The sequence below is a fragment of the Streptococcus mitis genome (assembly GCF_047465045.1).
In the GTDB taxonomy this organism is placed as follows: domain Bacteria; phylum Bacillota; class Bacilli; order Lactobacillales; family Streptococcaceae; genus Streptococcus; species Streptococcus mitis_DT.
Map to the genome: position 1 here is coordinate 1 of NZ_JASHAR010000017.1, position 12,439 is coordinate 12,439.

Sequence of the window (12,439 nt, forward strand, 5' to 3'; positions counted from 1 at the left end):
CGTCAAGTGAGAATTGACATGGGATTGATACTTATGGCCAATAAACTCCTCAAATACAATAAGAGAACGACTCAAAATTAAAAAGCTAGAGTTCCGCTATTGGAAATCTCTAGCTTTTTTGTGGCTGTGAACTATTTTGTCTCAGGTTCTTGTCTTTTTCGATTTCTAATGAGAGAAGGACAAATCTTGATAATAAGAATACTTCCCAGTAAACACAAAATATAAGACATCAGAAAACGGATTTTCAAAATTCCTAGTAGCATCTCTATTAATATATTTTACTGAAGGGTAAAGTTTTTTTAAGGATAAGATTGCCCTTTAGTTCGTTATAATTTATTTTGAAATCGTACTATTTTTGTGTTATGATATGGTCAATATATAATTAATAAGGGGAGTTTGAGGTATGGGTGGAAAGATAAAATCTAGTACGATAGCAGCAGAGGCGGCTATTAATGAGTTGGTTGGGTATGACACGAGCGACAAGCAAAATCAGCAGGTAGAATTTTCATATACTTCTGAAATTGCTGGGATGGAAGCGGGACGTCTGGCCTGCAATCAAATGCTTCAGGCAGTTAGTGATTTTAGTTCAGCTATTTTGACCCAAGCAAATAAGTTTCCAGAAATTGCTCATAGGATTGAAAAACGTGATATAGAGCAAGCCAAGAGATGGAGTTACTAAGGAATGGCAGATAGAAATGAAGAAAAGCGCTACAAACTTTGGCGAGAGATTGTCAAGATTGACGATAAGGAAGACAGACTCCGAGCAACTAAAAAGCAATATGAACAGCAGTTGACAAACTTTTACTCGGATATTCAGAGCATTCACCATCGCATGGTAAATCTATTGTCTCTCTCACCCAGTTCTCGTCAAGTGATAGAGCAAATCGAAAGTGATAATAGAACCATTCAGCGACAGGTCAACTCTTATGTAGAGGAGGAACTGGATGCCTTGGAAAAACAAACGAAGAAGGCTCGTCGGTCTTTCGATGAAGCCAGAGAAGAACTGATAGCGGAAAGGAATCGGCTACCATGGGAGTAAAATACAGCGCACAAGAATCCCAAGAATTGATTCAGGCCATGACCAACAACCTCCAAGTCGCAAATGAAGTCACGGACCGCTTATCTAGTGGATGTGACCACCTGATTTCCTCTTTAGACTCAGGTGAGCTGTCAGGAGCAGCCTACACAGCTGGCAAAGGTGTCTTTACAGACATTATCATCCCCAGCATCAAGAAGTTACAAGAAGCGGTAGACGATATCCAACTAGAGTTGACTTCCTACAAGAATGTGGATGCTCAGGTCTCTGGATATGGTGATTTGGACCTAGATCAGCTCAAGGAACTAAAAAAATTGAGGGAAGAGCAGTTAGCTATCGTAGAAGCTCAGATTCAAGTGAGGGAGAACTGGCTAAATCAAATCACGGACCTCTTTAGTCTCAATTGGGGGAAAGCCTTCTCTGAGAAGACCATCCTCTACAATACCAAGTCTCAAATCGAGTCAGGTATTCAAGATTTGGATGACAAGATTGAAAAACTAGAATTTTTTATCTCACAGGTTTCCCAGTATTTCAGTGATAGTTTAGAAGTCCTTAGCTTAGCGATTCAAGGAGCTACGCAACTAAGTAAAGTCATTGCCGATAGCGATGGCAACTACTATGCGGACGGTCTGGACATGAGCTGGGTACAGAAAATGAAGGATGTGAAGATTGAAAATCAAAAAATTGAGACATCCATACCAATAAGTAAAAAACAAAAATCTATTCAGACACTCCAACAGCAATATGGGTTTAGTCAAACTGAATCAGAAATATTACTAAAATTATATGCTAGTATGGAAAAGAAATATGGGACTAAAAAAGCAAATGTAGAATTCTTTAAGATAGTTGCTTCATACTCTTATGGTGATAAATCTTATGGTGCTTGGCAAATTGTCGCTGGATTATATAGTCCAAACGGGGTGAATGGTATAATAGTTGGCATAAACGATAAACTGAAATACATACTGAAAAAATATGGATTAAAAGATTGTGAAATTGATATGATTCAGAAAGCTATCCAGAATCAGCATAATTTTGCGAGATTGGAAAAGATTGAAGAGGGAGATACAAATGATGAGATAAAAGGTAAACTGAATTTAGCTTCTGAGAAAGCATATGGTCAAGGAAATTATAATAAATTAGACGAGAAGCAGAAAGCAAGAGTAAGGGAATTGTTGTTTCAATTTGGAGGAACAATAGATTATTCTCATATGGCTGCCACCATTTCTGCACATTTTACAGATAATCATGGAATAGAAAATGAGGATGATTTAGCGGGTTGGCAAGGTGATGTAGCTGGTGCTATGGGAATTTCTCCTAGTCTTGGCAATGATGATTATCGTTCAGATTTAGATGCTGTTAATATTTACCACAAAATGAAGAACGGAGATAGTGTAGTTGATGTTACAAACTCATACTATGATAGTGTTGAGAGAACATCTGGCTATAGAGCTTATGAATTTGTTCAAAATATTGGAGAAGGGGATTACACGAAAGGAATGAAGAAATTAGAAGAAACTTATAAATTATATGTCTCTTCTCATTCTAGTGAACAATCATCAACTTTCGAAAAATTTATGAATGCTATCCAACATTTCCAAAAAGATTTAGATAAACCCAATCCTTCTATCGGAGAGCAAAATGTTAAATAAAATGAAAAACTATTATAAAAACAAACCAACTCAAGCTGTCTTAATGCTCATGGTTCTTATTTGGTCAGTATATGAGATTGGTGCGACCAGTTTGGCAAGTAACTCTGCATTAACTAAGGAATTCATGCATAGTCGGTATGTTATAGTTTGGCCAATGGTAGATAAGAAAATGAAATTATACCATTATGCGGAAGAATGGACTAATGACGTTTTAGTTGGAATTATGCATTTAGATTATGGAAATATTAGAATAACTAGTTTTCCTAAAAAATGGGGGAGTGAAGCTGAAGTATACTATACGCTGTCTGAAGATGAGTATGCTGATAGAGTATATTTTTTCTTAGACGAGCCAATTTCCAAAGCCTATATCAGCAGTTTAGAACAAAATTATTATTTGATTTCAAAGAATGCAGTTGCTATTAAAGAGGAAACAGGTAAGACGGTTGAGCAGTTAGTTCAAGAAGTGGGGAATGCAAGGAAAAACTTCTTATCAGCTCTTGGAAAGATGAAAATCTTTCGATTGGTCTATTTGGTTCTTCGTATGATAGTATTGTTGCAGTGTATCAGGTGGTCGGGTCAGCATAGAAAAAGGAAAGAGAACGAAATTTTGCAGAATGGATAGAGCATGATGATAGAGAACTTCCAAACAATCAAAAAGGTATTCATTTGGTAAAGAATGGAATTGTTGTCAACTACTAAGGGGAGAAAGTTTTTTTATGTAACCAATAACAAGTCCTACACAATCACCATCACCAAGTAGACGACAAAAAGTAGACGACAAACCAGCGCACAAGAATCCCAAGAATTGATTCAGGCCATGACGAACAACCTCCAAGTCGCAAACGAAGTCACGGACCGCTTATCTAGTGGATGTGACTACCTGATTTCCTCTTTAGACTCAGGTGAACTGTCAGGAGCAGCCTACACAGCTGGTAAAGGTCTCTTTACAGACATTATCATCCCCTGTATCAAGAAGTTACAAGAAGCGGTAGACGATATCCAACTAGAGTTGACATCCTACAAACATGCGGATGCTCAGGTCTCTGGATATGGTGATTTGGACCTAGACCAGCTCAAGGAACTGAAAAAGCTGAGAGAAGAGCAGTTAGCTATCGTAGAAGCTCAGATTCAAGTGAGGGAGAACTGGCTAAATCAAATCACAGACCTCTTTAGTCTCAATTGGGGGAAAGCCTTCTCTGAGAAGACCATCCTCTACAATACCAAGTCTCAAATCGAGTCAGGTATTCAGGATTTAGATGATAAGATTGAAAAACTAGAATTTTTTGTCTCACAGGTTTCCCAGTATTTCAACGATAGTCTAGAAGTCCTTGGCTTAGCCATCAAAGGAGCCATGCAACTAAGTAAAATCATTGTTGATAGCGATGGTAACTACTATGCGGGCGGTGTGGACATGAGCTGGGTACAGAAGATGAAGGATGTGAAGATTGAGAGTGCAAAATATGATTCTTCTAAGAAAGCTAAGGATTTGCATAAAGAATACCAGAAAATCTTAGATAAGTTGGAAAATGGAAAAGAACTTAGCGATAAAGAGTTCCAAATTTTAGAATCTTATGTACATCACCATCCCCAAATACAATTTCCTCAAGTTGTAACAGAAAAATTGAAAGCGGAGGCTACCAATAGAGCTAATCCAGAGAAACTGAAGGAAAAAGTTGAAACAATAAAAAAGAGCAACAAAACTTCTATGGAAAAAGTAGACTTAATCGTCAAAGCTTATGAAGATTATTTGTTTTATAATAACAGAGAAGCGTTTGAGGAGTTTTGGAAGAAGAGAAAAAAGATGGGAGAAGACTGGGGGAAAAATAATCAAATAATCCAGAATAGGATGAATGATATAGAAAAAGAATTTTACAAATCGTTAACATCAAAAATTAATATAAAAGTAGTGACGCAAAATATGGGAAGAGATGTATTAGATGTTAAAAATTTAGAGGATGTAAAAAAGGGTGAATTAATTCAAAGAGGCAGAAGTATATGGAAAAGCTCTGGTGATAATGGAAGAATTGATAATTCGATTGCTATAGGGAATAAGATTGGAGATAATGGAACATTTATAGATTTAGTTAATTCTAATAAACCCCTAGACCTAAAAAATCGAGTTTATAGAGAAGATTACCCTTTTTCAATTTGGGGTCGACAATGGGAAGAAGGAATGGAGTCTGACTACCTTGGAAATTATCTTTTTGGCTATGTTGGTAAAGGTTATTTAGAATCTAGTGATGAGTACTTGAAAATAGGAGCCGGAGTAGCTCAAGGACTGTCTGATAAAGATGCTATCAAGTATATAAACAATGCTATCAATGGAAATTATGGAGATAATCCAGGAGATGCTAAGATGATTCAAGACGGAATTAACGACTATAAGGAGATTTACAAATGAGCATGAAGAAAAAATCGAATTGGAATTTAGGTTGTAGTTTAACACTTGTTGTAGTTTTGGCGGCTATTTTTTTCTTTAATCTATGGGCACAAAATCTTGGTAAGTATACTCTGCAACCAGGAGAGTCGGCTAACTTTACAGTAAATTCTCGGACACATGATGTAGAATACTACTCAGAATTAATCTTGAAAAAAAATGATACTAATAAGCTTAAATTATCAGGTTCAGGAGTTTGGTTTGAGATGCATAGCGATATTTTTTATGATGTTGAAGGGCAAAACTTGTTCGAAGCCATCATTCAGAAGATGCTGATGAAGAGTTGCCCAATAATCAAAAAGATATCCATTTAGTCCAGGATGGAATTGTTGTCAGTTACAAAGGGGAAAAAGTTTTTAATGTAACCAATAACAAGTCCTACACAATAACCATCACCAATGTAGATGACAAACCGGCACACTTTTAAGCTCAAGTGGTGGATAGGTAAAATTTCAGCTCTCAAATGAGGGCTTTTTTAGATACAAGTTTTAAAAAAGAAGTAAATATGATATACTAAAGAATGACTATTCTATTAGAATTGGAACAAATAATATGAAACAAACGATTATTCTTTTATACGGTGGACGTAGTGCAGAGCGTGAAGTCTCTGTCCTTTCAGCTGAAAGTGTGATGCGTGCGGTCAACTACGACCGTTTTACAGTCAAGACTTTCTTCATCAGCCAGTCAGGTGACTTTATTAAAACGCAAGAATTTAACCAGACTCCAGGTCAAGAGGATCGTCTTATGACCAATGAAACCATTGATTGGGATAAGAAAGTGGCTCCAAGTGCTATCTACGAAGAAGGGGCAGTGGTCTTTCCAGTTCTTCATGGTCCGATGGGAGAAGATGGCTCTGTTCAAGGCTTTCTCGAAGTTTTGAAAATGCCTTACGTTGGTTGCAACATCTTGTCATCAAGCCTTGCCATGGATAAAATCACCACTAAGCGTGTCTTAGAATCTGTCGGGATTGCCCAAGTTCCTTATGTGGCCATTGTCGAAGGTGATGATGTGACTGCTAAAATTGCCGAAGTTGAAGAAAAATTGACTTATCCAGTCTTCACAAAACCATCAAACATGGGGTCTAGTGTCGGTATTTCTAAGTCTGAAAATCAAGAAGAACTCCGTCAAGCCTTGAAACTTGCCTTCCAATATGACAGCCGTGTCTTGGTTGAACAAGGGGTGAATGCTCGTGAAATCGAGGTTGGTCTACTGGGCAACTACGATGTCAAGAGTACGCTACCAGGAGAAGTAGTCAAGGATGTTGCCTTTTATGACTACGATGCCAAGTATATTGACAACAAGATTACCATGGATATCCCAGCTAAAATCAGTGATGATGTGGTAGCTGTCATGCGTCAGAATGCAGAAACTGCCTTCCGTGCCATTGGTGGCCTGGGTCTATCTCGTTGTGATTTCTTCTATACAGATAAGGGAGAAATCTTCCTAAATGAGCTCAATACTATGCCAGGTTTTACCCAGTGGTCTATGTACCCATTACTTTGGGACAATATGGGAATCAGCTATCCAGACTTAATCGAGCGATTGGTTGATCTTGCTAAAGAAAGTTTTGACAAGCGCGAAGCGCATTTGCTATAAAATGAAAGAGAGGGTAGAAGCCAGAACAATCACTGCAAGGTGACTAGAGTTCTAGAGCTTCGCCCCTTTTTAAAGGAGTAGAAATGAAATTAACAATCCATGAAGTGGCTCAAGTTGTAGGAGCTAAAAATGATATCAGCCTCTTTGAGGACACCCAGTTAGAAAAAGTTGAGTTTGATAGTCGTTTGATTGCGGCAGGGGATTTATTTGTGCCCCTCAAAGGTGCGCGTGACGGTCATGACTTTATCCAAACAGCCTTTGAAAATGGGGCTGCTGCAACCCTGTCTGAGAAAGAGGTCGCAAATCATACCTACATTCTAGTAGATGATGTCTTGACTGCCTTTCAATCACTAGCATCCTACTATCTTGAAAAAACAGCAGTTGATGTTTTTGCTGTTACAGGTTCAAATGGTAAAACAACGACCAAGGATATGTTAGCTCACTTGCTATCAACAACCTACAAAACCTACAAAACTCAAGGCAACTACAATAACGAGATTGGCCTTCCTTACACAGTTCTCCATATGCCTGAAGGAACAGAAAAGTTGGTCTTGGAGATGGGACAGGATCACTTGGGAGATATTCATCTCTTGTCAGAATTGGCTCGTCCAAAAACAGCCATCGTGACCTTGGTTGGAGAAGCACATTTGGCCTTTTTCAAAGACCGTTCTGAGATTGCTAAAGGAAAAATGCAAATTGCAGACGGGATGTCTTCGAATTCCTTGCTCTTGGCACCAGCAGATCCGATTGTAGAGGACTACTTACCAACTGATAAAAAGGTAGTTCGTTTTGGGCAAGGGGCAGAGTTGGAAATTACTGACATGGTAGAACGTAAGGATAGTCTGACCTTTAAAGCTAATTTTTTAAAACAAGCCCTTGATTTGCCAGTGACTGGTAAGTACAATGCTACTAATGCCATGATTGCGTCTTATGTTGCCCTACAAGAAGGGGTTTCAGAGGAGCAAATTCGTTTGGCCTTCCAAAATCTTGAATTGACGCGTAACCGTACTGAGTGGAAGAAAGCAGCCAATGGTGCAGATATCTTATCAGATGTTTATAATGCCAATCCAACTGCTATGAAGCTGATTTTAGAGACTTTCTCTGCCATTCCAGCCAATGAAGGTGGCAAAAAAATCGCTGTCTTGGCGGATATGAAGGAACTTGGTGATCAGTCTGTTCAACTTCATAACCAGATGATTTTGAGCCTTTCTCCAGATGTGCTGGATACCGTTATTTTCTATGGAGAAGACATTGCTGAATTAGCCCAATTGGCCAGTCAAATGTTCCCAATTGGCCACGTTTACTACTTCAAGAAAACAGAAAACCAAGACCAATTTGAAGACCTAGTTAAGCAGGTCAAGGAAAGTCTAGGAGCTAATGATCAAATCTTGCTCAAGGGCTCTAACTCTATGAATCTAGCTAAGCTGGTAGAAAGTTTAGAAAATGAATGCTAGTGATTTTGCCAAGTATCTTCAAAGAATGATTGCCCTTACAGATACTGGATTAACCTTTACAAAAGATCCTTTCGACCGTGAGCGCTACGAAGACTTGCGAGGCCTTTTATCTGAAATGTTGAATCAGGCATCAGACCTTGATTCCGAAGAAGTGGCAGAAGTCTTGAAGCCAACTTCTGCTTATGCGACTCCGTTAATGGACGTCCGTGCTTGGATTGTTGAGGACGAAAAGATTTGTCTGGTTAGGGGACAAGGAGAGAATGATTGGGCTTTGCCAGGTGGCTTTGGTGAAGTCGGCTATTCTCCAACAGAAAATATTCTCAAGGAAATTGAAGAAGAAACCGGTTTTGAAGCTAAAGTAGAAAGACTACTAGCTGTTTTTGATACAAATCGTTTCCAACTACAGAGCAAGCAATATGCAAAGTTTGTTTTTGAATGTAAGCTTCTTGATGGACAATTCCAAAAAAATCAAGAAATTGCTGACCTTCAATTTTTTGCCATTGACCAACTGCCAGCCTTATCTGAAAAACGCATTACCAAGGAGCAAATAGAGATTCTTTGGCAGGTTTATCAAGGTCAGAGGGAGCAATATCTTGATTAAGAAGATGATTATCGTATTTCTAAATTCATTTTTGACAAATAGCATGGTATAATAATATGCAGGAAAATTTTGAATCATGAGGAAGACTAGATGAATTTATGGGATATTTTCTTTACGACCCAAGCAACAGAACCACCTAAATTTGACCTTTTTTGGTATGTTAGCCTATTTACGCTTTTAGCTTTGACCTTTTATACAGCCTATCGTTATCGTGAAAAGAAGGTTTGCCAACGATTTTTCCAAATCTTGCAGGCCGTTCAGCTGATTCTCCTTTATGGTTGGTACTGGGTCAATCATATGCCCCTGTCAGAAAGCTTACCTTTTTACCATTGTCGTATGGCTATGTTTGTGGTGCTTTTGCTTCCTGGTCAGTCCAAATATCGGCAGTATTTTGCATTACTAGGAACATTTGGGACATTAGCGGCCTTTGTTTATCCAGTTCCAGATGCCTATCCTTTCCCACATATTGCGATTTTATCCTTTATCTTTGGCCACTTAGCACTCTTGGGGAACTCTCTAGTTTATCTATTGAGACAGTATAATGCGCGATTGCTGGATGTGAAGGGAATTTTTCTCATGACCTTTGCACTAAATGCCTTGATTTTTGTGGTTAATTTAGTAACAGGTGGAGATTACGGATTCTTGACAAAACCGCCATTGGTTGGAGATCATGGCTTAGTAGCTAATTATTTGATTGTTTCTATAGCCTTGTCTGCTGCAATAACTTTGACTAAGAAAATCTTAGAACAATTTTTAGAACAAGAAGCAGAAAAAATGATTGCAAAGAAAGCTTGATTTTAAGCTTTCTTTTTTTCATAAATCTGATTTTTTATAGCTTGTTTGGAAAATAAAAAAATCTAAGGAACGAATGTGAAAAAATGGTAAGTAAATTTAGGAAAAACTAAGCACGATTGGATTTTTTGTGTTATAATATTCTGTGAATAGCTATGCCCTATTTTAGCTATTTTGAATAGAAGTTTGAAACTTGGAAGAGAGAGGATGCGATGTAATGGCTAGAGATGGTTTTTTTACAGGCTTAGATATCGGAACTAATTCGATTAAAGTATTGGTTGCCGAGCATAGAAATGGTGAACTTAATGTAATTGGTGTAAGTAATGCCAAGAGTAAAGGTGTAAAGGATGGGATTATCGTTGATATTGAAGCAGCAGCAGCAGCTATCAAGTCAGCTATTTCCCAAGCAGAAGAGAAAGCTGGCATTTCAATCAAATCAGTGAATGTTGGTTTGCCTGGAAATCTTTTGCAGGTAGAACCAACTCAAGGAATGATTCCAGTTACATCTGATACAAAAGAAATTACAGATCAAGATGTCGAAAATGTTGTCAAATCAGCTTTGACAAAGAGTATGACACCAGATCGTGAAGTCATTACTTTTATTCCAGAAGAATTTATCGTAGATGGTTTCCAAGGTATTCGTGACCCGCGTGGCATGATGGGTGTTCGTCTTGAAATGCGTGGTTTGCTTTACACAGGTCCACGTACTATTCTTCACAATTTACGCAAGACAGTTGAGCGCTCAGGTGTTCAGGTTGAAAATATTATTATTTCACCATTGGCTTTGGTTCGTTCAGTCTTGAACGAAGGAGAGCGTGAATTTGGAGCTACTGTGATTGATATGGGAGCAGGTCAAACAACTGTTGCTACAATCCGTAACCAGGAACTCCAGTTTACAAATATTCTTCAAGAAGGTGGAGATTATGTCACAAAAGATATCTCTAAGGTCTTGAAGACTTCACAAAAACTAGCTGAAGGATTGAAATTGAACTATGGTGAAGCCTACCCTTCACTTGCAAGCAATGAAACCTTCCAAGTTGAAGTAATTGGTGAAGTGGAACCTGTAGAAGTTACAGAAAGCTACCTAGCAGAGATTATTTCAGCCCGCATTAAGCACATTTTTGAACAAATCAAACAAGAGTTGGAAAGAAGACATTTGTTGGATCTTCCTGGCGGGATTGTTCTGATTGGTGGAAATGCTATTTTACCAGGTATTGTAGAACTTGCGCAGGAAGTATTTGGCGTTGGCGTCAAACTTTACGTTCCAAATCAAGTTGGAATCCGTAACCCTGCCTTCGCTCATGTGATTAGCTTGTCTGAATTTGCTGGTCAATTGACTGAGGTGCATTTGTTAGCACAACGAGCAGTCAAGGGTGAAGATACTTTGCGTCACCAACCAATTAATTTCGGTGGGATGATTCAACGTGTTACGCAGGTAGCACAACCGACCCCTATTCAACCAGTTCAAAATACTGAGGTAGAGGAATCAGCTTCTACGAACGTAGTTGCTCCGAAAGAAGATAAAGTATCTTCTCAAAATAAACCAAAAATCGCAGATCGTTTCCGTGGCTTAATCGGAAGCATGTTTGATGAATAAAAGAGGAAAAATAAACTATGACATTTTCATTTGATACAGCAGCAGCTCAAGGTGCAGTTATTAAAGTAATCGGTGTTGGTGGAGGTGGTGGTAACGCCATTAACCGCATGGTTGACGAAGGTGTTGCAGGCGTAGAATTTATCGCAGCAAACACAGATGTACAAGCTTTGAGTAGTACAAAAGCTGAGACTGTAATTCAGTTAGGTCCTAAATTGACTCGTGGTTTGGGTGCTGGCGGTCGACCTGAAGTTGGTCAAAAAGCTGCTGAAGAAAGCGAAGAAGCCTTGACTCAAGCTATTACTGGAGCAGACATGGTCTTCATTACTGCAGGTATGGGAGGTGGCTCTGGTACTGGTGCAGCTCCTGTTATTGCCCGCATTGCTAAAGATTTGGGTGCTCTTACAGTTGGTGTTGTGACACGTCCTTTCGGTTTCGAAGGAAGCAAACGTGGTCAGTATGCTGTAGAAGGAATCAATCAACTTCGTGAGCATGTAGATACTCTATTGATTATTTCAAACAACAACTTGCTTGAAATTGTTGATAAGAAAACTCCACTTCTTGAAGCTCTTAGCGAAGCAGATAACGTACTTCGCCAAGGTGTTCAAGGGATTACGGACTTGATTACAAATCCTGGTTTGATTAACCTTGACTTTGCCGATGTGAAAACAGTTATGGCAGATAAAGGGAACGCCCTAATGGGTATCGGTATCGGTAGTGGTGAAGAACGTGTAGTAGAAGCAGCTCGTAAGGCAATCTACTCACCACTTCTTGAAACAACTATTGACGGCGCTGAGGATGTTATCGTCAACGTTACTGGTGGTCCTGATTTGACTTTGATTGAAGCAGAAGAAGCTTCAGAAATCGTCAATCAAGCAGCTGGTCAAGGAGTGAACATCTGGTTGGGAACATCTATTGATGAAAGCATGCGTGATGAAATTCGCGTAACAGTTGTTGCAACTGGTGTTCGTCAAGATCGTGTTGAAAAAGTTGTTGGACATGCACCAAAACAAGCAGTTCGTCATGAGCAAGTAAGCCCAAGTCATGCACGTAACCACGATCGTCACTATGACATGGCTGAAACTGCAGAAATTCCAAGTCCAGCACCTCGTCGCACAGAACCTTCTCAAACTTCAGCATTTGGTGATTGGGACTTGCGTCGTGAGACAATTGTCCGTCCGACTGATTCAGTTGTATCACCAGTTGAACGCTTCGAAGCACCATCTTTAGAAGAGGACGAATTAGAAACTCCTCCATTTTTCAAAAATCGTTAAGTA

At 39.0% G+C, this 12,439-nt stretch carries 11 protein-coding genes and 1 pseudogene; all 12 read left to right on the forward strand.

Features of this window, described 5'->3' with window-relative positions; all coding sequences use genetic code 11:
* Positions 1 to 403: 403 nt before the first annotated feature.
* The 12 genes and pseudogenes from QM409_RS08650 (at position 404) to ftsZ (ending at position 12,436) form a co-directional block, all read left to right on the forward strand.
* Positions 404 to 679 (forward strand): TIGR04197 family type VII secretion effector, encoded by a 276-nt coding sequence (locus tag QM409_RS08650; RefSeq protein ID WP_250315845.1) that lies wholly within the window; start codon positions 404 to 406, stop codon positions 677 to 679.
* Between the two features lie 3 nt (positions 680 to 682).
* The gene (locus tag QM409_RS08655) at positions 683 to 1,039 is read left to right on the forward strand and encodes a hypothetical protein (RefSeq protein WP_250315846.1); all 357 of its coding nucleotides are present in this window, start codon (positions 683 to 685) and stop codon (positions 1,037 to 1,039) included.
* Entirely contained in the window at positions 1,030 to 2,688 is a 1,659-nt protein-coding gene (locus QM409_RS08660) for an ATP-binding protein (RefSeq protein WP_414305550.1), read from the forward strand. Before QM409_RS08655 ends, QM409_RS08660 begins: the two co-directional genes overlap by 10 nt.
* A complete protein-coding gene (locus QM409_RS08665) occupies positions 2,678 to 3,310 on the forward strand; it encodes a hypothetical protein (protein WP_084920143.1) in 633 nt (210 codons plus the stop codon). Before QM409_RS08660 ends, QM409_RS08665 begins: the two co-directional genes overlap by 11 nt.
* A gap of 195 nt (positions 3,311 to 3,505) precedes the next feature.
* Positions 3,506 to 5,089 (forward strand): polymorphic toxin type 44 domain-containing protein, encoded by a 1,584-nt coding sequence (locus QM409_RS08670; protein ID WP_414305549.1) that lies wholly within the window; start codon positions 3,506 to 3,508, stop codon positions 5,087 to 5,089.
* Positions 5,086 to 5,552: pseudogene (locus QM409_RS08675) on the forward strand (hypothetical protein). Before QM409_RS08670 ends, QM409_RS08675 begins: the two are co-directional and overlap by 4 nt.
* Before the next feature lie 125 nt (positions 5,553 to 5,677).
* Complete coding sequence (locus QM409_RS08680; protein WP_061864420.1) at positions 5,678 to 6,721, forward strand: D-alanine--D-alanine ligase; 1,044 nt, start codon at positions 5,678 to 5,680, stop codon at positions 6,719 to 6,721.
* A gap of 83 nt (positions 6,722 to 6,804) precedes the next feature.
* Positions 6,805 to 8,175, forward strand: coding sequence for a UDP-N-acetylmuramoyl-tripeptide--D-alanyl-D-alanine ligase (locus QM409_RS08685; RefSeq protein ID WP_414305548.1), 1,371 nt, complete (start codon positions 6,805 to 6,807; stop codon positions 8,173 to 8,175).
* A complete protein-coding gene (locus QM409_RS08690) occupies positions 8,165 to 8,776 on the forward strand; it encodes an NUDIX hydrolase N-terminal domain-containing protein (protein WP_050222994.1) in 612 nt (203 codons plus the stop codon). Before QM409_RS08685 ends, QM409_RS08690 begins: the two co-directional genes overlap by 11 nt.
* Before the next feature lie 90 nt (positions 8,777 to 8,866).
* Positions 8,867 to 9,571 carry a TIGR02206 family membrane protein gene (locus QM409_RS08695; protein WP_084930425.1) on the forward strand — a complete coding sequence of 235 codons (705 nt, stop codon included), beginning with the start codon at positions 8,867 to 8,869 and terminating at the stop codon, positions 9,569 to 9,571.
* Positions 9,572 to 9,785: 214 nt separating this feature from the next.
* The gene (ftsA, locus tag QM409_RS08700) at positions 9,786 to 11,165 is read left to right on the forward strand and encodes a cell division protein FtsA (RefSeq protein ID WP_414305547.1); all 1,380 of its coding nucleotides are present in this window, start codon (positions 9,786 to 9,788) and stop codon (positions 11,163 to 11,165) included.
* A 17-nt stretch (positions 11,166 to 11,182) separates the two neighbouring features.
* Positions 11,183 to 12,436: a cell division protein FtsZ gene (gene ftsZ / locus QM409_RS08705; protein ID WP_414305546.1), complete on the forward strand. Its 1,254-nt coding sequence runs from the start codon at positions 11,183 to 11,185 to the stop codon at positions 12,434 to 12,436.
* The last annotated feature ends 3 nt before the right edge of the window (positions 12,437 to 12,439 follow it).

Coding starts and splice junctions, on each gene's coding strand:
- QM409_RS08685 (WP_414305548.1), top strand. CDS start 6,805: ATGAAATTAACAATCCATGAAGTGGCTCAAGTTGTAGGAGCTAAAAAT.
- QM409_RS08695 (WP_084930425.1), top strand. CDS start 8,867: ATGAATTTATGGGATATTTTCTTTACGACCCAAGCAACAGAACCACCT.
- QM409_RS08650 (WP_250315845.1), top strand. CDS start 404: ATGGGTGGAAAGATAAAATCTAGTACGATAGCAGCAGAGGCGGCTATT.
- ftsZ (WP_414305546.1), top strand. CDS start 11,183: ATGACATTTTCATTTGATACAGCAGCAGCTCAAGGTGCAGTTATTAAA.
- QM409_RS08670 (WP_414305549.1), top strand. CDS start 3,506: ATGACGAACAACCTCCAAGTCGCAAACGAAGTCACGGACCGCTTATCT.
- QM409_RS08660 (WP_414305550.1), top strand. CDS start 1,030: ATGGGAGTAAAATACAGCGCACAAGAATCCCAAGAATTGATTCAGGCC.
- ftsA (WP_414305547.1), top strand. CDS start 9,786: ATGGCTAGAGATGGTTTTTTTACAGGCTTAGATATCGGAACTAATTCG.
- QM409_RS08655 (WP_250315846.1), top strand. CDS start 683: ATGGCAGATAGAAATGAAGAAAAGCGCTACAAACTTTGGCGAGAGATT.
- QM409_RS08690 (WP_050222994.1), top strand. CDS start 8,165: ATGAATGCTAGTGATTTTGCCAAGTATCTTCAAAGAATGATTGCCCTT.
- QM409_RS08680 (WP_061864420.1), top strand. CDS start 5,678: ATGAAACAAACGATTATTCTTTTATACGGTGGACGTAGTGCAGAGCGT.
- QM409_RS08665 (WP_084920143.1), top strand. CDS start 2,678: ATGTTAAATAAAATGAAAAACTATTATAAAAACAAACCAACTCAAGCT.